At 53.5% G+C, this 23294-nt stretch carries 20 protein-coding genes; 13 read left to right on the plus strand and 7 right to left on the minus strand.

Features of this window, described 5'->3' with window-relative positions; genetic code table 11:
- The first annotated feature begins 5 nt into the window (after positions 1–5).
- Together pdxJ and acpS are read left to right on the plus strand one after the other, a co-directional pair.
- A complete protein-coding gene (pdxJ, locus tag ACH0WD_RS12805; protein WP_000818962.1) occupies positions 6–737 on the plus strand; it encodes a pyridoxine 5'-phosphate synthase in 732 nt (243 codons plus the stop codon).
- Positions 737–1117 (plus strand): holo-ACP synthase, encoded by a 381-nt coding sequence (gene acpS, locus ACH0WD_RS12810; protein ID WP_000986043.1) that lies wholly within the window; start codon positions 737–739, stop codon positions 1115–1117. Before pdxJ ends, acpS begins: the two co-directional genes overlap by 1 nt.
- Positions 1118–1228: 111 nt before the next feature.
- On the opposite strand, the gene ACH0WD_RS12815 is transcribed toward acpS, so the two are convergent.
- Together ACH0WD_RS12815 and ACH0WD_RS12820 are read right to left on the minus strand one after the other, a co-directional pair.
- The gene (locus ACH0WD_RS12815; RefSeq protein ID WP_001196291.1) at positions 1229–1489 is read right to left on the minus strand and encodes a YfhL family 4Fe-4S dicluster ferredoxin; all 261 of its coding nucleotides are present in this window, start codon (positions 1487–1489) and stop codon (positions 1229–1231) included.
- Positions 1490–1526: 37 nt separating this feature from the next.
- Positions 1527–2453 (minus strand): LysR family transcriptional regulator, encoded by a 927-nt coding sequence (locus ACH0WD_RS12820; protein WP_001022463.1) that lies wholly within the window; start codon positions 2451–2453, stop codon positions 1527–1529.
- Positions 2454–2568: 115 nt separating this feature from the next.
- Here ACH0WD_RS12820 and ACH0WD_RS12825 point away from each other — a divergent pair, with 115 nt between their 5' ends.
- Positions 2569–3765 carry an OFA family MFS transporter gene (locus tag ACH0WD_RS12825; protein ID WP_001276364.1) on the plus strand — a complete coding sequence of 399 codons (1197 nt, stop codon included), beginning with the start codon at positions 2569–2571 and terminating at the stop codon, positions 3763–3765.
- Positions 3766–3786: 21 nt separating this feature from the next.
- On the plus strand, positions 3787–4704 hold the full coding sequence (locus tag ACH0WD_RS12830; protein WP_000684021.1) for an oxidoreductase: 918 nt from the start codon (positions 3787–3789) through the stop codon (positions 4702–4704).
- Positions 4705–4742: 38 nt separating this feature from the next.
- On the opposite strand, the gene ACH0WD_RS12835 is transcribed toward ACH0WD_RS12830, so the two are convergent.
- Positions 4743–5591: a MurR/RpiR family transcriptional regulator gene (locus tag ACH0WD_RS12835; protein WP_000995695.1), complete on the minus strand. Its 849-nt coding sequence runs from the start codon at positions 5589–5591 to the stop codon at positions 4743–4745.
- A gap of 115 nt (positions 5592–5706) precedes the next feature.
- Here ACH0WD_RS12835 and murQ point away from each other — a divergent pair, with 115 nt between their 5' ends.
- From murQ to tadA, 4 genes are read left to right on the plus strand one after another with little or no spacing between them, the layout of a single operon-like run.
- Positions 5707–6600: an N-acetylmuramic acid 6-phosphate etherase gene (gene murQ, locus ACH0WD_RS12840; protein ID WP_001048541.1), complete on the plus strand. Its 894-nt coding sequence runs from the start codon at positions 5707–5709 to the stop codon at positions 6598–6600.
- Positions 6601–6610: 10 nt separating this feature from the next.
- Positions 6611–7972, plus strand: coding sequence for a PTS transporter subunit EIIC (locus ACH0WD_RS12845; RefSeq protein WP_000361660.1), 1362 nt, complete (start codon positions 6611–6613; stop codon positions 7970–7972).
- Between the two features lie 3 nt (positions 7973–7975).
- Positions 7976–8611, plus strand: a complete 636-nt coding sequence (gene yfhb, locus ACH0WD_RS12850) for a phosphatidylglycerophosphatase C (RefSeq protein ID WP_000253558.1) — start codon at positions 7976–7978, stop codon at positions 8609–8611.
- 24 nt (positions 8612–8635) lie between these two features.
- On the plus strand, positions 8636–9187 hold the full coding sequence (tadA, locus tag ACH0WD_RS12855; protein ID WP_001134564.1) for a tRNA adenosine(34) deaminase TadA: 552 nt from the start codon (positions 8636–8638) through the stop codon (positions 9185–9187).
- A 50-nt stretch (positions 9188–9237) separates the two neighbouring features.
- Here tadA and mltF read toward each other — a convergent pair whose 3' ends face one another.
- Entirely contained in the window at positions 9238–10782 is a 1545-nt protein-coding gene (gene mltF, locus ACH0WD_RS12860) for a membrane-bound lytic murein transglycosylase MltF (RefSeq protein ID WP_000734249.1), read from the minus strand.
- Positions 10783–11013: a hypothetical protein gene (locus ACH0WD_RS12865; RefSeq protein WP_001667158.1), complete on the minus strand. Its 231-nt coding sequence runs from the start codon at positions 11011–11013 to the stop codon at positions 10783–10785.
- 24 nt (positions 11014–11037) lie between these two features.
- Between ACH0WD_RS12865 and purL the strand changes: the two genes are divergently transcribed.
- The 5 genes from purL (at position 11038) to glnB (ending at position 19520) form a co-directional block, all read left to right on the plus strand.
- Positions 11038–14925 carry a phosphoribosylformylglycinamidine synthase gene (purL, locus tag ACH0WD_RS12870; RefSeq protein WP_000970051.1) on the plus strand — a complete coding sequence of 1296 codons (3888 nt, stop codon included), beginning with the start codon at positions 11038–11040 and terminating at the stop codon, positions 14923–14925.
- Between the two features lie 649 nt (positions 14926–15574).
- A complete protein-coding gene (gene qseE / locus ACH0WD_RS12875; RefSeq protein ID WP_001747773.1) occupies positions 15575–17005 on the plus strand; it encodes a two component system sensor histidine kinase QseE/GlrK in 1431 nt (476 codons plus the stop codon).
- A gap of 1 nt (position 17006) precedes the next feature.
- The gene (qseG, locus tag ACH0WD_RS12880; RefSeq protein ID WP_001054248.1) at positions 17007–17771 is read left to right on the plus strand and encodes a two-component system QseEF-associated lipoprotein QseG; all 765 of its coding nucleotides are present in this window, start codon (positions 17007–17009) and stop codon (positions 17769–17771) included.
- Positions 17771–19105 (plus strand): two-component system response regulator GlrR, encoded by a 1335-nt coding sequence (gene glrR, locus ACH0WD_RS12885; RefSeq protein ID WP_024132353.1) that lies wholly within the window; start codon positions 17771–17773, stop codon positions 19103–19105. The genes qseG and glrR overlap by 1 nt, the downstream gene beginning before the upstream one ends.
- A gap of 76 nt (positions 19106–19181) precedes the next feature.
- Positions 19182–19520, plus strand: coding sequence for a nitrogen regulatory protein P-II (glnB, locus tag ACH0WD_RS12890; protein ID WP_000717694.1), 339 nt, complete (start codon positions 19182–19184; stop codon positions 19518–19520).
- 48 nt (positions 19521–19568) lie between these two features.
- Here glnB and dtpD read toward each other — a convergent pair whose 3' ends face one another.
- Both dtpD and cadA read right to left on the minus strand, forming a co-directional pair.
- The gene (gene dtpD / locus ACH0WD_RS12895) at positions 19569–21029 is read right to left on the minus strand and encodes a dipeptide permease DtpD (RefSeq protein ID WP_000856793.1); all 1461 of its coding nucleotides are present in this window, start codon (positions 21027–21029) and stop codon (positions 19569–19571) included.
- 55 nt (positions 21030–21084) lie between these two features.
- Positions 21085–23229 (minus strand): lysine decarboxylase CadA, encoded by a 2145-nt coding sequence (gene cadA, locus ACH0WD_RS12900; RefSeq protein ID WP_001100652.1) that lies wholly within the window; start codon positions 23227–23229, stop codon positions 21085–21087.
- Between the last annotated feature and the right edge of the window lie 65 nt (positions 23230–23294).

Genomic DNA, 23294 nt, shown 5'->3' on the forward strand with positions numbered 1-23294 from the left:
TTGTCATGGCTGAATTACTGTTAGGCGTCAATATTGACCACATTGCCACGTTACGTAATGCGCGCGGCACCGACTATCCGGATCCGGTACAGGCGGCGTTTATTGCTGAACAGGCAGGCGCGGACGGCATTACCGTACACCTGCGCGAAGATCGTCGCCACATTACCGATCGCGATGTGCGCATTCTGCGTCAGACGCTGCATACGCGTATGAATCTGGAGATGGCGGTGACCGAAGCGATGCTGGCGATCGCCGTAGAAACCAGGCCGCATTTCTGTTGTTTGGTGCCGGAAAAACGCCAGGAAGTCACCACCGAAGGCGGTCTGGATGTGGCCGGACAGCGCGATAAAATGCGTGATGCCTGTGCGCGCCTGGCGGCGGCTGGCATCCAGGTTTCGCTCTTTATCGATGCCGATGAAAGGCAAATCAACGCGGCGGCGGAAGTCGGCGCGCCGTTTATCGAAATCCATACCGGCTGCTATGCCAACGCAGAAACCGATGCGGAACAGGCAAAAGAGCTGGCGCGTATTGCCAGCGCCGCGACCCTGGCAGCCCGTCTGGGGCTAAAAGTAAATGCGGGTCATGGCCTGACCTACCATAACGTCAAAGCTATTGCCGCACTGCCGGAAATGCACGAGCTCAATATCGGTCATGCCATTATTGGTCGGGCGGTGATGACGGGGCTGAAAGAGGCGGTGGCTGAAATGAAACGTTTGATGCTGGAAGCGCGCGGCTAATGGCGATTCTCGGCCTGGGAACGGATATTGTAGAGATTGCCCGCATTGAGGCAGTGATCTCCCGTTCCGGCGAACGTCTGGCAAGGCGTGTGCTCAGTGACAACGAGTGGGCTATCTGGGAGACGCATCAGCAGCCGGTGCGTTTTCTCGCCAAGCGTTTTGCGGTCAAAGAGGCGGCAGCGAAAGCTTTTGGCACCGGCATCCGCAACGGTCTGGCGTTTAATCAGTTCGAAGTGTTTAACGATGAGCTGGGAAAACCACGTTTGCGGCTGTGGGGCGAGGCGTTAACGCTGGCGGAGAAACTCGGTGTGGCGCACATGCATGTCACGTTGGCCGATGAACGCCATTACGCCTGCGCTACGGTCATTCTGGAAAGTTAGATTTGCCGGATGGCGGCGTAAACACGTTATCTGACCTACAGGCCGATATATTGTCGGCCTGATAAGCATAGCGCCATCAGGCATTGTTGCGTTGGAAGTGCGTTAACCCGCTTACAGTTTATCTGCGTGATGCATCAGAACAAACTTATCCCACAACTGTTCTTCGGTTTCGACATGGGCGGGATCCTGCAAAATCGTATTGGGGATCGGGCAGACTTTCTGACAGGTCGGCGTTTCGTAATGGCCTACACACTCGGTGCATTTGTCGCTGTTAATCTCATAAATGCTGTCGCCCATTGAAATCGCCTCATTCGGGCACTCCGGCTCGCACATATCGCAATTGATACATTTTTTGGTGATTAACAGCGCCATCAGGAAATTCTCAGAAACAACACAAATCGGGCGGGCATTATACGCCTATTTTCTGCTCGGGCCAGCTCTTTTCTGGCGCTGATTTGTTATCTACAGTGTAAAAATTTTTGATCTGCTTGAGCAGGCAGATGGTTGCGTTATCCAGTGAAAGGTCATTACTGTGCACCAGCATGACAGGAATAAAGAATGCGGGGATGCCCAGTGAAACCAGGCGAACATTTTTGGGTGTCGATAAATGGGTTAGCGAGCGGGTAATAAATGCGATGCCAATCTGCGCTTCGGCATACTCAAGGCATGAGTAGTGGTTATCCAGTTCGCAGATGACGTTAGGGACGACTTTGCGGTTATTAAATTCTGTGGTGATGATCCCTCTTAATAGCAGAGAGTCATTAAGCACGATAATGGGCTGGTCGTTTAAATCTTTTAAATGCAGACGTTCGCGTGTCGCCAGAGGATGAGAAAGTGGGATTGCAGCGATAATTTCATCTTCAAACAGCATGGTCGAGCTTAGCTGGGCAGGGAGCGCTGTTCGATAAACAATGCCAATATCAACGGCGCTATCCGTCAGCTTTTTAATGGTTTGCTCAGTTGAGAACTCTTTAACATTTAAAGATATTTCCGGATGGTGCGCCATAAAGTTGCGAAAAGCGGGCAGGACCAGGTAGCTGCCTGACACCCCGATTGAAATAGTATCGCGCTGTTGGTCCTGATAGGGAAGAAGTTCATTTTCTGCATTTTTTAAATCCAGCATTATTTTGTTAGCGTGTCGTTGCAAAATAATGCCTGCTTTTGTTAATTTAATTCCTCTACCTTTTCGCTTAAATAATATTGTTTTAAGTGATGACTCAAGTTGTTTGATTTGCTGACTTAATGATGGCTGAGTGATAAACAGGCGACTGGCTGCCCGACCATAATGTAATTCATCACACAATATCAGGAAGGAATGTAGTTGTTTGATATTCATTAAAATTTAATGCCAATCGATTGGGTTTTGTTATAACGATTATAAAAAATACCAAATTGTTTGCCTATTTTGCTTTTTTTAAACTGTGATCAGTGCATTTTAAAAAGGGAAAATTATGTCGGCATCAATCAACCGCTGGGGAATGCTTGCCGCTCACGTGTGCATCAATTTTGTGCTCGGGGGCGTCTACGCATTTAGCTATTTCAAAACACCACTCATGGCGCAATATCACTGGGATCCGGCTACGCTGGCGTTAGCATTCTCTATCAACATGGGGATCATTCCTTTACCGATGATTTGGGGCGGGAGAATGATCGACAATGGTAAAGGAAAGCAGGCGATAGTTATCGGCGGTATCCTGTTTTCTTTAGGTTTTATCTTGTCCGGGTTTGTGGATAATTTGCCCATGCTGTTTTTAACCTACGGCGTCATTGCCGGGTTGGGATCGGGCCTGGCTTTTACGGGTAATCTTAATAATATTCTGAAATTTTTCCCTGACCGTCGCGGTCTGGCTAGCGGTATCGTACTGGCGGGTGTTGGCGTCGGGACGCTACTTTGCACCCGCCTGGCCGAATATTTTATGGCGCAAACTCACGATGTTAGTCGGGCGTTGTTATATCTGGGTATTGTTTATCTGGTGGTTATTTTTATCGTCCAGTTCTTTATTCGTAGCGCGCCAGCAAAAGATAGTGGAGGAATTAAAGCGTCGCCACTGGATAAAGACTATCGGCACATGCTGAAAGATCTGCGCTTCTGGCTGCTGTTTATGATTCTGGCGCTGGGCGTGTTCTCTGGGATGGTAATTAGCTCAAGCTCTGCGCAAATTGGTATGACGCAGTACGGTTTACTGTCCGGTGCATTAGTCGTTAGCCTGGTATCGATATTTAACTCGATCGGTCGCCTGTTCTGGGGAGGGTTAACTGATAAATTAGGCGGCTATAATACGCTGGTTATTGTTTACCTCTTTACTTGCTTGTGTATGCTGCTGTTATTTTTCTTCAATGGCAATACTTCGGTATTTTATTTCAGCGCTCTGGGCGTGGGCTTTGCTTATGCCGGTATATTAGTTATCTTCCCTGGTTTGACCAGCCAGAATTTTGGTATGCGTAACCAGGGACTAAACTACGGCTTTATGTATTTTGGTTTTGCCGTCGGTGCGGTTATTGCTCCTTATGTAACGTCCGCTATTGCAAAATATACCGGAAGCTACAATACAGTATTTATTTTGACCACGGTGCTATTGCTTATTGGAGTCGTGTTGACCCTGATAACGAAAAAATATGTCGCAACGGTTTTAGCCAAAATTCATTAATCAGATAATAAGGAAATAAAAATGAAAATTGCAATCGCAGGTGCAGGCGCTATGGGATGTCGTTTTGGCTATATGCTGCTGGAGGCCGGGCACGACGTGACGCTTATTGATGGCTGGCAGGAGCATGTCGACGCTATTCGTAGCAAGGGGTTGTTTGTCGAAACGGAAACGACTCAGAAGTATTACCCCATCCCTGCTATGTTGGCTGATGAATCCCAGGGGGAGTTTGAGCTGGTTATTCTGTTTACCAAAGCCATGCAGCTGGATAACATGTTACAGCGTATCAAGCCGTTACTGCCAGCCGCGAAAGTGGTGATGATTTTATCTAACGGTCTGGGAAATATTGAAACGCTGGAGAAATATGTCGATCGGCAGAAAATCTATGCGGGTGTGACGTTATGGTCCAGCGAACTGGAGGGGGCTGGGCATATTATGGCCACCGGTACCGGAACGATTGAACTGCAGCCGATTGCCAGCCAGGATTCGGCTCAAGAGGCTAAGGTCATTGCCACCCTTAATAGCGCTGGATTGAATGCTGAAATAAGCCCTGACGTATTATTATCGATCTGGAAGAAAGCAGCCTTTAATAGCGTAATGAACACCTATTGCGCGTTACTGGATTGTAATGTCGGCGGATTTGGTCAGCGGCCTGGTGCTTTAGATTTAGCGCAAGCGGTAGTTGATGAGTTTGTGTTAGTTGCTGCCAGCCAGAATATTCCGTTGACTGAGCAAATGGTGATGAATACGGTGAAGAAAGTGTTCGATCCGCGTGAGAGCGGCCACCACTATCCTTCTATGCATCAGGATTTACATAAAGGCCGACTGACTGAAATCGACTATTTAAATGGTGCGATTGCGCGAATCGGCGCTCAGAACAATATTGCCGTACCGGTTAACACACTCCTGACGCAATTGATTCACGCTAAAGAAGCGCAATAAACTTGATGGCTCTTCTGCATGAGGCGGAAGAGTCATTTTCAAACCAGTTTTTTTACCAGCGCCTCGCTATGGCGAATACGCTCCGGCGCCCGCTCTAAATCCTGTTGTACCAGCGTCATAAACAGTAAGTCGGTCAACATCATTTGCGCATGTGTTGAGGAGATAGCGGCGCTGCGCGTCGCCTGCTCTTCAGCAATCGTATACAGACAGCGGGTGGCGCGCTGCTGCAAGGCGTTGGGAGAAAAACCGGTAATGGCCAGGATTTTCGCGCCTGCGCGTAATGTTTCGTCCGCCGCCAGGTTCAGCTCGCGCCGCTCCCCGGAATAAGAGATCGCCAGCAGCAGATCCTCCGGCGCCAGCGCCTGCACCGTCGCCAGCAGGGCGTGCATATCGCGCTCAACCACCGCGTTAATGCCAATCTTCAGTAGCTTCCAGGCAAAATTTTGCGCCACCAGCCCAGAGGCGCCAATCCCGGTGATCACAATACGGCGGGCGTGGCGCAGCATCGTGACGCTTTCTAACAGCTTTTCTTCACTGTTAACGTCCAGCGTGGCGTGCATCGCCGCCACATTCTCTTTAATTAATTTTTCTCCGACCAGGCGCATCGGATCGTCGCCGCGAATCTGGTTATGAACGGGAACGGAATGCGGATTAGGATTGCTGGCCAACGCTTCGCTGATAGCCAGTTTCAACGCCGGAAACCCTTTAAACCCCAGTTTTTGCGCGAACTTGACTACGCTGGATTGGCTGACGCCCGCTTCGGCCGCCAGTTGCTGTGAGCTCAGATGCCGCGCCGTATCCGGTTGCGCGAGCAGATAATCCGCCAGTTTCCTGTCGCTTTGCGCGAGATCCGGATAACGCTGGCGAATACGAATCAAACAGTTCATGAGCAGCTCCTGCGAAACGTGATGGCGACGACAAAACGAAATTTCACTCGCCTGTGGGAATATTCTATTCCATCATGGACGCTTATTATGAATTAAAAATTCCAGAGGGACAAAAATGAATCTTGGTACCTTAGTGTCTGAAACCCGTAACCCGCAAACGATGGATCTGGATGCGTTGTCTACTCCTGAATTAGTTAAGCGTTTTAATGAACAGGATACGCGGGTAGCGGAAGCAGTAAAAGCCACTCTGCCTGACGTTGCGCGTGCGGTGGATGCCGCTGCGGCGGCGCTGAAGTCTGGCGGACGTATCATCTATATGGGCGCGGGCACCAGTGGTCGGCTTGGCGTACTGGATGCCTCAGAATGCCCCCCGACGTTTGGCGTTCCGCACGGTCTGGTCGTCGGGCTGATTGCCGGTGGGCCGGGCGCGTTGCTGAAAGCGGTCGAAGGCGCGGAAGACAGCCAACAGGCAGGCGAAGACGATCTTGTCGCACTAAATCTGCAAGAACAGGATCTGGTCGTGGGGCTCGCGGCGTCGGGTCGTACACCCTATGTGATTGGCGGCCTGCGCTATGCGCGACAGTCCGGTTGTACCACTGTTGCCGTCTCCTGTAATCCAGATTCGCCTATTGCGCGGGAGGCTAATATCGCTATTTCGCCCGTTGTCGGGCCGGAAGCGCTTACCGGCTCCACGCGGCTGAAATCCGGCACCGCGCAGAAAATGGTGCTCAATATGATTTCTACCGGCGCGATGGTGAAGTTCGGCAAGGTCTATCAAAACCTGATGGTGGATATGAAAGCCACCAACGTCAAACTGGTCGATCGCGCGTGTCGGATGGTCGTTGAAGCGACCGGGATAGGTCGTGAAGAGGCGGAAACGTTGCTGAAACAGACCGATTTTGAGGTTAAGCCCGCCATTTTGATGGCGCTTACGGGGCTGGATGCTGCAGCCGCCAGGGAAAAACTCGCCGCTCATCAGGGCTTTTTAAGGGCGGCGTTAGAACACTAAAGAGGTGTGTATGGATAAGACGGCAGCGCTCGCCAGCGACATTTTACGTGGTATCGGCGGAGAGCAAAATATTCTGCGCCTGGAAAACTGTATGACGCGAGTCAGGGTGGAGGTACAGGACGACAGCCAACTGGATATTCCGCGCTTAAAAGCGTTGCCTGGCGTCAGTGGATACGTAAAGCAAGGGGAGCAACATCAGCTGATCGTTGGGCCGGGGAAGGCTGCGCAGGTGGTTGATGCGATGCGCGTGCAGATTGCCGCAGGTGGTGTAAAGCCGGACGATGCTATGGCGCGTACCAAATCCGAGGCGAAAGCGAAGTATAAAGCGCCGATGAGCGATGCGTTGCGTAAGCTGGCGAATGTTTTTATACCGCTTATCCCCGCCTTTATCGCATCCGGCTTGATTACCGGCATTATCAACATTCTTAAACGTCCGGATATCGTCGGCGATGTTGCCGTCCACTATCCTAACCTGCTGGGCCTGATGGGGATATTTGGTAGCGCGGTGTTCGCTATCATGAACATTCTGGTTGGCGTCAATACCGCGAAAGTCTTTGGCGGATCGCAGGCGTTAGGCGGCGTGATGGCGGGGATCCTTTCCAGCCCGCAACTGGCGCAGATTACGCTCTTTGGCGAGGCGCTTCAGCCGGGACGGGGCGGCGTGATCGCCGTCCTGCTGGTGGTAGCGTTAATGTGCTGGATTGAGCGCCAGTTCCGTAAGCTGCTGCCGGGGTCGCTGGAGTTAATTCTTAACCCTTTATTGACGACTGTTATCACCGGCGCGGTAGCGATTGTCGCTCTGCAACCGCTTGGCGGCTGGATTTCAGACGCTATCGCTCACGGCGCGTCCTGGGCTATCGATCGCGGCGGTTTTCTGGTGGGCGCGGTGTTAGCCGGAACCTTCCTGCCGTTGGTACTGACCGGGCTGCATCAGGGGCTGGTGCCTATTCATGTGGAGCTGGTGCAAGCGCACGGCTATAACGCGCTGTTTCCCATCCTGGCGATGGCGGGGGTTGGTCAGATAGGCGCGGCCATTGCCGTACTGATGAAAACCCGCAATGCGCGGCTCAAAAAGGTGATTAAAGGCGCGCTTCCGGTCGGACTGCTGGGGATTGGCGAGCCGCTGATTTTTGGCGTCACGCTGCCATTGGGTAAGCCATTTATTGGCGCTTGCCTTGGCGGCGCGGTAGGCGGGGCGTTGATCAGCTACTGGAAAGTGGCGACGGTAATTACCTTTGGTATTTCAGGTTTGCCGCTGGCATTAACAATTGTTGCCGGAAAAGTCCTGTTCTATCTGTTAGGCTATTTAATAGCGGTAATTGCCGGGTTTATTTTTACCTGGCTGCTGGGGTTCAATGATCCAGAGGAGTAAGGTTTGGTCAGCCACGAGCGTCGTGTCGTCTTTTTTGATTTGGATGGAACGTTACATCAACAGGATATGTTCGGCAGTTTTCTGCGTTATTTGCTGCGCCGTCAGCCGCTAAATGCGCTGCTCGTACTGCCGCTGTTGCCCATTATCGGTATCGGTTTACTGGTAAAAGGGCGTGCGGCCCGCTGGCCGATGAGTCTGTTATTGTGGGGCTGTACTTTTGGCCATAGCGAAACGCGTTTGCAGGCGCATCAGGCGGATTTTGTCCGTTGGTTTCGCGCTAACGTCACGGCGTTTCCGGTTGTACAGGAGCGTCTGACCACCTATCTATTGAGCTCTGACGCGGATATCTGGCTTATTACCGGTTCTCCGCAATCATTGGTAGAGCAAGTCTATTTTGATACGCCGTGGTTGCCGCGCGTTAACCTCATCGCCAGTCAGATGGCGCGACGGTATGGCGGCTGGGTATTAACCGTGCGCTGTCTGGGCCATGAAAAAGTCGCGCAACTGGAACGTAAAATCGGTACGCCGCTGCGTCTTTATAGCGGCTACAGCGACAGCAAACAGGATAACCCGCTGCTTTATTTTTGCCAGCATCGCTGGCGGGTGACGCCGCACGGCGAGTTGCAGCAGCTCGAATAGTGAAACGCATAGCGTCTGTGTATAATGCCGCCCGCTTTCATTACCGGAGTTACCTCTTTGTCTGATGTCGAATTAGATCACGAATACTGGATGCGCCACGCGCTGACGCTGGCGAAACGCGCCTGGGACGAACGCGAGGTTCCGGTTGGCGCGGTATTGGTGCATAACCATCGCGTCATTGGCGAAGGCTGGAACCGACCCATTGGCCGCCACGATCCTACTGCGCATGCTGAAATAATGGCGCTGCGTCAGGGCGGTCTGGTATTGCAGAATTACCGGTTACTGGATACCACGCTGTATGTCACGCTGGAACCCTGTGTGATGTGCGCAGGCGCTATGGTGCATAGCCGCATTGGACGCGTTGTCTTTGGCGCGCGCGATGCAAAAACCGGCGCGGCCGGATCGCTAATTGATGTGCTGCACCATCCGGGAATGAATCACCGGGTCGACATTATTGAAGGGGTGCTGCGCGATGAATGTGCGACGCTGCTCAGTGATTTTTTCCGTATGCGTCGTCAGGAAATTAAAGCCCTGAAGAAAGCCGACCGTGCGGAAGGCGCGGGGCCGACAGTATAGCGCAATGCCGGATAAGACGTTGCGCGTCGCCATCCGATAAGACCATCGCGCTATTTTTCTTCTTTCTTCTGCGGCGTAAACAGTAAAGACGGCGAATGCGTCAGGTAGCCTGATGACTGCGATAAAAACGACAGGAGGGGGAAGGGCGCTTTATTCAGCTCCTCCGGCGACACCGCCGGGTAATCCTGCGCCAGTTTCATAGCTTCCGCTTCCTGCTTTTCTTTTTCCTGCAAATACCCCACCAAACTTATCTGGTATTTACGGATATTTTCCACATAAGCATAAGCCTCATGTCCACGCGCGTAACCGTAGGTTAGCTTACTGTAATACGGTTTTTGGCTTAACAGAGGCAAACGCTGCTTCACATCGGTCCAGCTATCCGGATTGCCTTTGGTTTTTACCGTCAGCGATCTGGCGTCGAGCATGTGCGCATAACCCATATTGTAGGCGGCTAAAGCAAACCAGATACGCTCGTCTTCCGGAACGGTTTCGGGAACTTTAGCCATCATATCTTCAAGATAGCGAGCGCCGCCGCTGATGCTTTGCTCCGCATCGGTACGGTCGGTCAGCCCCAGACTTTGGGCGGTATTTTTAGTCAGCATCATCAGGCCGCGCACGCCGGTTGGCGAGGTCGCCAGCGGGTCCCAGTGTGATTCCTGATAAGAAATCGCCGCCAGCAGGCGCCAGTCTATCTCTTTGGCATATTTTTTAAATAACGGTTCCAGCTCCGGCAGGACGTTATCTACCGCTCGCAGGAAAGAGCGGGTATCAACGTAGTCGAAATCATCGCCATGTCCCAGATATTTCTCTTCGATCCGCGCCAGAGAACCGTCTTCATTGATCGAATTGAAAAAATCGAGCAGCGCGGCGGAGAGCGTATTATCGTCGTCCAGTCGGCTAAACCAGGTCACGGGCTGTTCATCCGTGACATCCAGCGCCACGGCCAGCTCGGGATGAACGCGCTGAAACAGACTGATCGCCACTGAATCGGCAATGGTGTAATCCAGTTTGCCGCTGATGACCTCTTCCAGCAGCGTCGTCGAGCCTTTTTTATCATCCACTTTCCAGCTCAGGTCGGGAAACTTTGTCTCTTTTAAACGCTGTAAGTCATTGACCACGACGTGCCCTGGCGCAATGGTAAGCTGATTCTCGTTAACGGTCGCCAGCGAACGTGGGCGATATTGTCCGACCCGGTAAACGAGCTGTTGCGAAACCGAATAATACATGGGGCCGGGCTGATAGTTTTTAACGCGCGCGCTGTCGTAGACCAGCCCTGCCGCGAGCAGGTCGGCATTGCCGTTATCCAGATCGTCAAACAACTGGCTGATATTCTGGCGCACCGTCACTTTCAGCTTCACGCCGAGATAGTTGGCGAACTGCTGCGCCAGTTCATAGTCCAGACCATATTTTTTACCGTTGATAACGGAATAGGTTAATGGCGAGTCGATCGTACTGACGCGCAGTACCCCCCGGGCTTGAATCGCGGCGATATGGTTTTCGGTTTTACCGAACCAGGGGATTGAGGGCCAAAGGGCTGCTGCCAGCAGCAGCGTCAATATGCCGATGAACAGATAATTAATCTTTAATTTTTTCAATTAGTTAATTCTCTGGATCGTGCGTTGCCTCGGGCTGAAAAAGATGTTTTGCTGCAATAGATAAGTCATTAATGAGCGGCATTTTGCGTAACAATGCGCCAGTTGGCAACTTATTCGCAACGATAGCCGCACCGTATGACAAGAAAAAGCGGTGATTTTATTTCTACGCAAACGGTTTCGTCGACGCGTCAGATTCTTTATAATGACGGCCGTTTCCCCCCTTGCGCACACCGAAGCTTAGAAGACGAGAGACTTATGATGGAAATTCTGCGTGGTTCGCCTGCACTGTCTGCATTCCGTATCAATAAACTGCTGGCGCGCTTTCAGGCTGCCAACCTCCAGGTCCACAATATATACGCTGAGTATGTCCATTTTGCTGACCTGAACGCCCCGTTAAATGATAGCGAGCAGGCGCAGCTTACCCGTCTGCTGCAATACGGCCCGGCGCTTAGCAGCCATACGCCGGCGGGTAAACTCCTGTTGGTCACACCGCGTCCTGGTACCATCTCCCCCTGGTCTTCAAAAGCAACGGATATCGCCCACAACTGCGGCCTGCAACAGGTTGATCGTCTGGAGCGTGGCGTAGCGTACTATATCGAGGCTTCGACGTTGACGGCGGAACAGTGGCGACAAGTGGCCGCAGAGCTGCACGACCGTATGATGGAGACGGTGTTCTCTTCTTTAACCGATGCGGAAAAACTGTTTATCCACCATCAGCCTGCGCCGGTTTCCAGTGTCGATCTGCTGGGAGAAGGCCGTCAGGCGTTAATTGACGCCAACCTGCGTCTTGGTCTGGCGCTGGCGGAAGATGAAATCGACTATTTGCAGGAGGCGTTTACCAAACTGGGACGCAACCCGAACGATATCGAATTGTACATGTTCGCCCAGGCGAACTCCGAGCACTGCCGCCACAAGATTTTTAACGCCGACTGGATTATCGACGGTAAACCGCAGCCGAAGTCGCTGTTTAAAATGATTAAAAACACCTTCGAAACCACGCCGGACTATGTGCTCTCTGCCTATAAAGACAATGCCGCGGTGATGGAAGGATCTGCGGTGGGGCGCTACTTCGCCGACCACAATACTGGCCGTTACGATTTTCATCAGGAGCCCGCGCACATTCTGATGAAGGTCGAAACGCATAACCACCCAACCGCCATCTCTCCGTGGCCGGGGGCGGCGACCGGTTCCGGCGGCGAAATTCGTGATGAAGGCGCCACCGGGCGTGGCGCGAAACCAAAAGCCGGGCTGGTGGGCTTCTCCGTTTCCAACCTGCGTATTCCGGGCTTTGAACAGCCGTGGGAAGAGGATTTTGGCAAGCCGGAACGTATTGTCACCGCGCTGGATATCATGACCGAAGGTCCGCTGGGCGGCGCGGCGTTTAACAACGAATTTGGTCGCCCGGCGCTGACCGGTTACTTCCGTACTTATGAAGAGAAAGTGAACAGCCACAACGGCGAAGAGCTGCGCGGCTACCATAAGCCGATCATGCTGGCGGGCGGGATCGGTAATATTCGCGCCGATCACGTGCAGAAAGGCGAGATCGTCGTGGGCGCGAAGCTGATCGTCCTTGGCGGCCCGGCGATGAATATCGGCCTCGGCGGCGGCGCGGCATCGTCAATGGCCTCCGGCCAGTCTGATGCGGATCTCGATTTTGCCTCTGTTCAGCGCGATAACCCGGAAATGGAACGCCGCTGCCAGGAGGTGATCGACCGCTGCTGGCAGTTGGGCGACGCTAACCCAATCTTGTTTATCCATGATGTGGGCGCGGGCGGTCTCTCCAATGCGATGCCGGAGCTGGTGAGCGACGGCGGGCGCGGCGGGAAGTTCGAACTGCGCGACATTCTTAGCGACGAGCCGGGCATGAGCCCGCTGGAAATCTGGTGTAACGAATCCCAGGAGCGCTATGTGCTGGCGGTCGCGGCTGACCAGTTGCCGCTGTTCGATGAACTGTGTAAGCGCGAACGCGCGCCGTATGCGGTCATTGGCGACGCTACCGAAGAACAGCATCTCTCGTTGCATGATAACCATTTCGACAATCAGCCGATCGACCTGCCGCTGGATGTCCTGCTGGGCAAAACGCCGAAAATGACCCGCGATGTGCAAACATTGAAGGCGAAAGGCGATGCGCTGAACCGCGCGGATATCACTATTGCCGACGCGGTAAATCGTGTTCTGCATCTGCCGACCGTGGCGGAAAAAACCTTCCTTGTCACTATTGGCGACCGTACCGTCACCGGTATGGTGGCGCGTGACCAGATGGTTGGCCCGTGGCAGGTCCCGGTGGCTGACTGCGCGGTCACTACCGCCAGCCTCGACAGCTACTACGGCGAAGCGATGTCGATTGGCGAGCGCGCGCCGGTGGCGCTGCTGGACTTTGCCGCCTCCGCCCGTCTGGCCGTCGGTGAAGCGTTGACTAACATTGCCGCGACGCAGATTGGCGATATCAAGCGCATTAAGCTTTCCGCTAACTGGATGGCGGCAGCCGGTCATCCTGGCGAAGATGCCGGTTTATATGACGCGGTTAAAGCGGTGGGAGAGGAACTCTGTCCGCAGCTTGGCCTGACGATTCCGGTGGGCAAAGATTCGATGTCGATGAAAACCCGCTGGCAGGAAGGCAACGAACAGCGCGAAATGACCTCGCCGCTGTCGCTGGTGATTTCCGCGTTTGCCCGCGTGGAAGACGTGCGTCACACCCTTACGCCGCAGCTGTCAACGGAAGATAACGCCTTGCTGCTGATCGATCTTGGCAAGGGCCACAACGCGCTGGGCGCAACGGCGCTGGCGCAGGTCTATCGTCAGCTTGGCGACAAACCCGCGGACGTGCGTGACGTCGCGCAACTGAAAGGCTTCTATGACGCCATGCAGGCGCTGGTCGCTGCGCGTAAATTACTGGCCTGGCACGACCGTTCCGACGGCGGTCTGCTGGTGACGCTGGCCGAGATGGCCTTTGCCGGCCACTGCGGCGTGCAGGTCGATATCGCCGCGCTGGGCGATGACCATCTGGCCGCACTGTTCAACGAGGAGCTGGGCGGCGTGATTCAGGTACGCGCTGAAGACAGAGACGCGGTCGAAACGCTGTTGGCGCAGTACGGTCTTGCTGACTGCGTCCACTACCTTGGTCAGGCCCTGGCTGGCGATCGCTTTGTGATTACCGCTAATGATCGGACGGTATTCAGCGAAAGCCGTACTACGCTGCGTGTCTGGTGGGCGGAAACCACCTGGCAGATGCAGCGTCTGCGCGACAATCCGCAATGTGCTGACCAGGAACACGAGGCGAAAGCGAATGATGCCGATCCGGGCCTCAACGTGAAGCTGTCGTTTGATATTAATGAAGATATCGCCGCGCCGTACATTGCGACAGGCGCACGACCGAAAGTCGCTGTACTGCGCGAGCAGGGGGTGAACTCTCACGTGGAGATGGCGGCGGCGTTCCATCGTGCGGGCTTTGACGCGATTGACGTCCATATGAGCGACCTGCTGGGCGGTCGTATCGGTCTGGGCAACTTCCATGCGCTGGTGGCTTGCGGCGGCTTTTCCTACGGCGACGTGCTGGGGGCGGGCGAAGGCTGGGCGAAATCCATTCTGTTTAACCATCGGGTGCGCGACGAATTCGAAACCTTCTTCCATCGTCCGCAGACGCTGGCGCTGGGCGTGTGCAACGGTTGCCAGATGATGTCGAATCTGCGCGAACTGATCCCGGGCAGCGAACTGTGGCCGCGTTTTGTACGTAACCATTCTGACCGCTTCGAAGCCCGCTTCAGCCTGGTGGAAGTGACGCAAAGCCCATCGCTGCTGCTGCAAGGAATGGTAGGCTCACAGATGCCGATTGCGGTTTCCCATGGGGAAGGGCGCGTTGAGGTGCGGGACGATGCGCATCTTGCCGCGCTTGAGAGCAAAGGCCTGGTCGCCCTGCGCTACGTTGATAACTTTGGTAAGGTGACCGAAACCTATCCGGCTAACCCGAACGGTTCGCCGAACGGCATCACGGCGGTGACGACCGAAAATGGTCGGGTGACGATTATGATGCCGCATCCGGAGCGCGTATTCCGCACCGTCGCCAACTCCTGGCACCCGGAAAACTGGGGCGAGGATAGCCCGTGGATGCGTATCTTCCGTAATGCGCGTAAGCAGCTTGGTTAATTAGCCCGATAGCCATTAAGCCCCTCTTCACGAGGGGCTTTTTTGTAGACGGCGTTTATCAGGCCCACGGGGAAGCGTAGTTGTAGCTACCGTCTTGAACGTCAAGCGGTAGGCCGGATAAGGCGTTTACGCCGCCATCCGGCAATAAACTAGTGCTTATGCCGCAAGATTAAAGTGTCGGGAAATCCCGACATGAGTGGGGGATAGGTTGTCGCCAAAAAGAGACATTTAACTATTTGATTTTAAATTGTTTTATTTTTAGGTGTTGCAGGTGTTGCTGATTGGCGACAGAAAGGGCGAAAAACAGACAGAGCCATTTTTAGCATGAATAACGATATTTTTCATATCTATCATTGTGTTAACAAAGTCTTTTGAATGTTGGCACAATTACTGCATAATGATAACCAGTGGCTCATTCACCTTCTTATGTCAGCCCCTTAGGGACGTGCTACATAAACTTCGAATGACGCACAACAAGGTGCCTGCCGTCCAACTTCTGATAATAGCGTAGCTTTATCAACCTCCGGGCGAAACGTCGAGTTAGGCACCGCCTTATTCCATAACAAAGCCGGGTTTAGCCCGGCTTTGTTGTATCTGGCGCTTCCCTCGGTTAGCATCTTTTTTATTCTTCTTTTATGTGAGCGACACGTTGAAGCGCTGGTCTGTTTTCCCCCGTTCTTTACGACAATTGGTCATGCTGGCCTTTTTGCTGATCCTGCTGCCGTTGCTGGTTCTGGCCTGGCAGGCGTGGCAAAGCCTTAACGCGTTAAGCGATCAGGCTGCGGTGACTAACCGCAGCACGCTTATTGACGCCCGGCGCAGCGAGGCGATGACCAACGTCGCGCTGGAGATGGAGCGAAGCTACCGACAGTATTGCGTGCTTGACGATCCGACGCTGGCAAAAGTGTATCAAAGCCAGCGTAAGCGCTATAGCGATATGCTGGACGCCCATGCCGGCGTCTTGCCGGATGATAAGTTGTATCAGGCGTTACGCCAGGATTTAAACGCGCTGGCGCAATTGCAGTGTAAAGATAGCGGCCCGGAAGCGGCAGCGGCCGCGCGTCTGGAGGCCTTTGCCAACGCGAATACGGAAATGGTGCAGGCGACGCGTACTGTGGTTTACTCGCGCGGGCAGCAGTTACAACAAGAAATCGCCGAGCGCGGACAATTTTTCGGCTGGCAGGCGCTGGTGCTATTTCTGGTGAGCCTGGCGATGGTGCTACTTTTTACCCGCATGATTATCGGGCCGGTGAAAGGAATTGAACGGATGATTAATCGCCTGGGCGAAGGCCGTTCTTTGGGGAATACCGTCACCTTTACCGGTCCGCGTGAATTACGATCGGTGGGGCAGCGCATTATCTGGCTGAGTGAACGTCTGGCGTGGCTGGAATCCCAGCGCCATCAGTTTCTACGTCACTTGTCCCATGAGCTGAAAACCCCGCTGGCCAGTATGCGCGAGGGGACTGAGCTGCTGGCCGATCAGGTGGTTGGGCCGCTGACGCCGGAGCAAAAAGAGGTGGTCGATATTCTGGATGGCAGCAGTCGTAATTTACAAAAATTGATTGAGCAATTGCTTGATTACAACCGGAAACTGGTAGACAGTGCCACAGAGCTGGAAGCGGTCGATATCGCGCCGCTTGTGGATATGGTGGTTTCCGCCCACAGTTTGCCTGCCCGCGCTAAAATGATGCATACCGATGTCGACCTGGAGGCCGAACGCTGCATAGCAGAGCCCATGTTGCTGATGAGCGTGCTGGATAATCTCTATTCCAACGCGGTGCACTATGGCGCTGAATCCGGTAACATTTGTATCCGTAGTCGTTCTCAGGGCTCCACGGTTTATATCGATGTGGTTAATAGCGGCGAGCCGATTCCGCAAACCGAAAGAGAAATGATTTTTGAGCCTTTTTTCCAGGGAAGCCACCAGCGAAAAGGGGCGGTAAAAGGCAGTGGGTTAGGGCTGAGTATCGCCAGAGATTGTATTCGTCGAATGCAGGGAGAGATCCAACTGGTGGATGACAAAGCGCAGGAGGTTTGTTTTCGCATCTCGCTGCCGCTGCCTGCATCTGACAAACACTAATATGAATTTAAGCCTGGTGCGTATGTCACACGTTTTAGTCCAAACTATTAAACGATGCCTTTTGCGGTGGGGAATACCGGTGGGCATATCGTGTCTGGCGCTGACCGCATGTGTTCCCCATGCTTCACAGCAACTGCCCGGTAGCGCAGCGCAGGACACGCTCCCCCATTATCAACTGGCGGATTATCTCCCGACGGCGTGCGCGGATATCTGGTCGCTACGCGGGCAGGCGGTGGAGACGAATCCGCTGTACTGGCTACGCACGATTGACTGCGCCGATCGTCTGATGCCGGTTCAGTCGCGCGCAGAGGCGCGCGCGTTGACGGATGATAACTGGCAGAATGCCTTCAGGCGCGGGATTTTACTGGCGGATGCAAAAATTACGCCGCCGGAGCGGCGCGCCATCGTGACCCGTCTGGAGGCGTTAAGCGCGCAAATACCGGCTCAGGTACGGCCCGTCTACCAAATCTGGCATGACGGTCAGGCGCTGCAACTGGCGCTTTCTGCCGAACGTCAGCGTTATAGCAAACTCCAGCAAACGTCAGATAGTGAGCTGGATGCGCTGCGCCAGCAGCAACAGGCCTTGCAAACGCAGCTCGATCTTACCACCCGTAAGCTGGAGAGTTTAACCGATATTGAGCGCCAGCTTTCGACACGAAAACCGTCAGGGAATTACAACGCCGATACGCCGCATACGAATGACAAACCCGCGACGTCTGAAGATGGCGCGGCGCCGTCGCCGTCACAAGATGAGGTAACGCCATGATAAGCCGTAAACCGGCGCACCTGCTGCTGGTCGATGACGATCCCGGATTACTGAAATTGCTCGGTATGCGCCTGACCAGTGAAGGATACAGCGTCGTGACCGCAGAGAGCGGCCAGGAAGGACTACGGGTACTACATCGGGAAAAAGTGGATCTGGTAATAAGCGACCTGCGCATGGACGAAATGGATGGTATGCAACTGTTCACAGAAATTCAGAAAGTACAGCCAGGAATGCCGGTTATCATTCTGACGGCGCATGGTTCCATTCCGGATGCGGTGGCCGCTACCCAGAAAGGCGTATTCAGCTTTTTGACGAAGCCGATCGACAGAGACGCGTTATATAAAGCGATAGATGAAGCGCTGGAACAGTCCGCTCCCGCGACGGACGATAGCTGGCGCAACGCTATCGTTACCCGTAGCCCGCTGATGCTGCGACTGCTTGAACAGGCGCGCATGGTCGCGCAGTCGGATGTCAGCGTATTGATTAACGGACAAAGCGGCACCGGAAAAGAGATTTTCGCACAGGCGATTCATAATGCCAGCTCGCGCAGTAACAAGCCGTTTGTCGCCATCAACTGCGGCGCGTTGCCGGAACAGTTGCTGGAGTCCGAATTATTCGGCCATGCGCGCGGCGCCTTTACCGGCGCAGTGAGCAATCGTGAAGGGTTGTTCCAGGCGGCGGAAGGCGGCACGCTGTTTCTGGATGAAATTGGCGATATGCCCGCGCCGTTACAGGTGAAGCTGCTGCGGGTGTTACAGGAGCGCAAAGTCAGGCCGCTGGGCAGCAATCGCGATATTGATATCGACGTGCGAATTATTTCCGCGACGCACCGCGATCTGCCGAAGGCGATGGCGCGGGGCGAATTTCGTGAAGATTTGTACTACCGGCTGAATGTCGTGAGCCTGAAAATTCCGGCGCTGGCGGAGCGTACCGAGGATATTCCGCTGCTGGCTAATCATCTGCTCAGACAGTCGGCACAGCGGCATAAACCGTTTGTTCGCGCCTTTTCTACTGATGCAATGAAACGGCTGATGACGGCAAGCTGGCCGGGCAACGTGCGCCAACTGGTCAACGTCATTGAACAATGTGTGGCGTTAACCTCTTCGCCGGTGATCAGCGATGCATTGGTCGAGCAGGCGCTGGAAGGCGAAAACACCGCGCTGCCAACTTTTGCCGAAGCGCGAAACCAATTTGAACTGAACTATCTGCGCAAGTTACTGCAAATTACCAAAGGTAACGTGACGCACGCGGCAAGGATGGCGGGGCGCAACCGCACGGAATTCTATAAGCTACTCTCCCGTCACGAACTGGATGCGAATGATTTCAAAGAGTAGTTTTCATGCCGTAAAGTAGCGCGAAATATGTTACGTTTAACCGATCAAAACACAGGCGACCTTTTCAAGGAATAGCATGAAAAAGATTGATGCGATTATTAAACCCTTCAAGCTGGACGATGTCCGTGAAGCGCTGGCCGAGGTAGGTATTACCGGCATGACGGTCACTGAAGTCAAAGGCTTTGGCCGTCAAAAAGGCCACACCGAGCTGTATCGCGGCGCGGAATATATGGTGGATTTTCTGCCGAAGGTAAAAATTGAAATCGTTGTGCCTGACGACATCGTGGATACCTGTGTTGATACCATCATTCGTACCGCGCAGACGGGGAAAATCGGTGACGGTAAGATCTTTGTCTTTGATGTCGCCCGCGTTATTCGTATCCGTACTGGCGAAGAAGACGACGCGGCTATCTGATGTGCCGATTCGCTGCCCGTCTCCTCCTTGTGGGCAGCGAACCACCGTTTAATCGCCCTGCGGTAGCGCCGATGTAGTCCGGGTGCAAACCCATCTCAGGCCGACAATGGCGACGATCAGCGCCACGCAACTTAGCGTCCACTCGCCCATTTGCGAGAAAAAGTGTCCGTAGGCGGCTACCGCCGTATCACTAATTTGCGATTCCGTGGTTTGTTGCGCGACGACGCCAGCCAGCCAGTTAGCGACCGCGCCGGTCGCCAGCATATAAATACCGGTTAGTACGCCCGTGACGCCAGGCAGGTTGAGGCGGGTAATTTGCGCCATCGCGACCGGATCAATAAACAGCTCCGCAAAGCCCATCAGCGCCAGCCCTGCGATCATCATTCCCATTGATGCCTGCCCATCTAACCGGGCCTGATGCGCGTTTAGCGCCAGCAGCATAAAACCGCCGCCCATTAATACCAGCCCCACGGCAAATTTAAGCCAGACGCGCAGCACCGAGCGGGCGCTCTCTTTCGGGCTGCTCAGCCACGCCAGCACCACGCCCGCCGCCATCACCGCAATCGCATTGACCGACTGGAACAATGCGGTGGGGACGGTCATGTTCAGCCAGTGGCGGTTGACAAAACGGTCGATGAATAAACTGATCGAACTTCCGCCCTGCTGCGCCAGAACCCAGAAGAGAGTGCCGGTGATCATTAACAGAACGATTTGCCACAAGGCGCGACGGTGTTCGGGAAATTTAACCATAATACGGGCGATAAGTTGCGCCGCGAAGACGCAGACAATGGCCAGCACATAGCCAGACCAGTTATTTTCCAGCAGGAGGGTGAAGAATACCGGCGCGATACACAGCATTAATACTAGCCAACCCCAGGTTGGAAGGGCGAATTTAACCGCCCGCAGCGCGGGGCGATTAACCCCACGCGTCTGCTGAAAGTGGCGATGACCGCTTAAAAAGATGAGCAGGCCGATGAACATTCCCACGCCCGCCAGCGCAAAGCCGACATGCCAGCCATACCACTGCGCCGCCAGACCACAGGCGATCGGCGCGGCTATCGATCCAATATTCCCGGCGGCGTAGAGCAGCGAGAATCCCCCGTCGCGGCGGTTGTCATCAGGGGCGTAAAGTTCGCCCAGCAGACAGCTAATATTGGATTTAAACAAGCCGTAGCCGCAGATAATAATGGCCAGCGCCGCATATAAACTCAGCGTTGAATCAGATTCTAAGCCCAATACCACATGACCCAGCGTCATCAATAAGGCGCCGGTGATAACCGCCACGCGGTTGCCAAGCAGGCGGTCGGCAAGCCAGCCGCCAAGAATAGGGGTAACGTAAACTAAAGAGGCGTAGGCGCTGAAGAGGTTGATCGCGTGGCTGTCATTAAAACCAAGCTGGTGGGTAAGATAAAGGATGAGTAAGGCACGCATGCCGTAAAAGCTGAAGTATTCCCAAATTTGAATCGCCACGATGTAAAAAATCGCGCGCGGTTGTGAGGGTGTTTTCATAAAGTCTCCTTGCTGCGTGAAAAAAGGGAAGTGGCAAGCCACTTCCCTTTGGTACTTATTTCGTATTTTCTTTCAGCACCTTAACGGTGTAACGTCCGTCTGCCTGACGATAGGCGCCGTGGATATCGGTTTCGAAGCCCGGATAGTGGGCGCCGATTTCGCACAGCATTTGCAGGAATTCCAGTACCGGACGGCTTTCCTCGGTGATCATTTCACCAGGCATCACCAGCGGCACTCCCGGAGGGTAAGGAAGGATCATGTTGGCGTTGACGCGTCCAACCATCTCTTCAAGATACACCTCTTCCGTTTCGCCATGCAGCTCTTTCTGGAACGCAGTATACGGCGTCATCACCATTTTCGGCAGCACTTCGAACGCACGGTACATTAAGTCCGGCAGATTATGATGTTCGACCAGTTTATGAATATTCTGCGCCAGTTCCTGGATGCGCATATTTTCATAAAACTCAGGCGCTTCGCGGTACAGTGCCGGCAGAATGTTTTTGACGCGCAGGTTCAGGTCAAAGGCGCGTTTAAATTCAGTGAGCGCGCGCAGCAGGCTCAGAGCTTTGGTTTTGTCGATACCAATGCTGAACAGGAACAGCAGGTTGTATGGACCGGTTTTTTCTACGATGATGCCGCGTTCATCGAGATATTTGGCGACCAGACTTGCCGGAATACCGAACTCATCCATCGTACCGTCTTTCTTCATCCCCGGCGTCAGGATAGTGACTTTGATCGGGTCGAGGTACATGTGTTCGTTATCGATATTTTTGAAGCCATGCCATGCGCTATCTGAACGCAGCGGCCAGCACTCAGCTCCATCGATATGTTCCGGCTGCCATACGTCAAAGAACCAGCCGTCAGATTCGCTTTTCAGGCGTTTAATTTCTTTACGGAATTTAATCGCACGTTCAATAGAGCCGTTAATCAGGCGTTTACCCGCATTACCTTTCATCATCGCCGCTGCGGTTTCAGTAGACGCTACGATACCGTAGTGCGGAGAAGTGGTGGTATGCATCATGTAGGCTTCGTTAAAGGTTTCTTCGTTAATGTCGCCTTTAACATGAATCATGGATGCCTGTGAAAACGCCGCCAGCAGTTTATGCGTGGACTGGGTTTCATAAATGATTTTGCCTTCTACACGGTCGCCGCTCATACCGCATTTACCCTGATAAATAGGGGAGAAATTGGTATAAGGCACCCAGGCGGAGTCAAAATGAATGGACTTCACGTCCAGAGTTTTCTTGATGTAGTCAGTGTTATACAACAGACCGTCATAGGTTGAGTTAGTAATAACAGCATGGACCGGCCAGGTTGCGTTAGGCGTCTCTTTTACCCGTTTAGCGATAGTGGCGTGCTGGAACTCGCTTTGCGGAATACCGCCAAGAATACCGTAGGCGTTACGGGTTGGGCGGAAATAAATCGGCGTAATGTCGCTCATCATCATCAGATGGGTCAGCGATTTATGGCAGTTACGGTCAATCAGTACCGTGCTGCCTGCCGGCGCGGAGTACATACCGACGATTTTGTTCGCCGTAGAGGTGCCGTTCGTCACCATGTAGCTACGTTCGGCGTTAAAGACGCGGGCGATATACTCTTCCGCTTCTTTATGCGGGCCGGAGTGGTCCAGCAGTGAACCCAGTTCGGAAACGGAAATCGAAATATCGGATTTCATCGTGTTCGGGCCGAAGAAATCATAAAAGATGCTGCCGACGGGGCTTTTCTGGAAAGCGGTCCCGCCCATGTGGCCAGGCGTACAGAAAGTATATTTCCCTTCGCGCACATATTTGAACAACGCTTTTGTCAGCGGCGGCAGAATATTGTCGATGTATTCATCGGTATTCTGGCGAATTTTCGCCGCGATATCGGCTGCGGCGCCTAAAGCATATTCAAAGAAGCGAACCTGCATTCTCAGATCGTTGAGGCTGACGTCCAGCGTAGAGTAGCTGTTGGCGAAGGCGTACAGCGGCATATACTCGTTCAGCTTGCTAATCTCTTCGCAAAGCTCAAGGTTATATTTATCCCAGTCGAAAATGACGCCGCAAAGGCGGGAGTTATTTTCAATCAGCTTCAGCAGGTCTTCTCGGTCGTTTGGATAGACGATACGGAAATTTAAACCTTCCAGTGCACGATGCAGTTCACGAATAGGCTCTTCTTTAAAGTAGACGCCCATGTGGTTCATGATAGCAATAACGTTCATAGTCTTGTTCCTGGTAAAGTGGGCCCCTCCCGCTACGCTATAGCAGGTGACGAAAGGGGCTTTGA

The sequence above is a fragment of the Salmonella sp. 2020_1395 genome (assembly GCF_043848115.1).
GTDB classification, from domain to species: Bacteria; Pseudomonadota; Gammaproteobacteria; order Enterobacterales; family Enterobacteriaceae; genus Salmonella; species Salmonella enterica.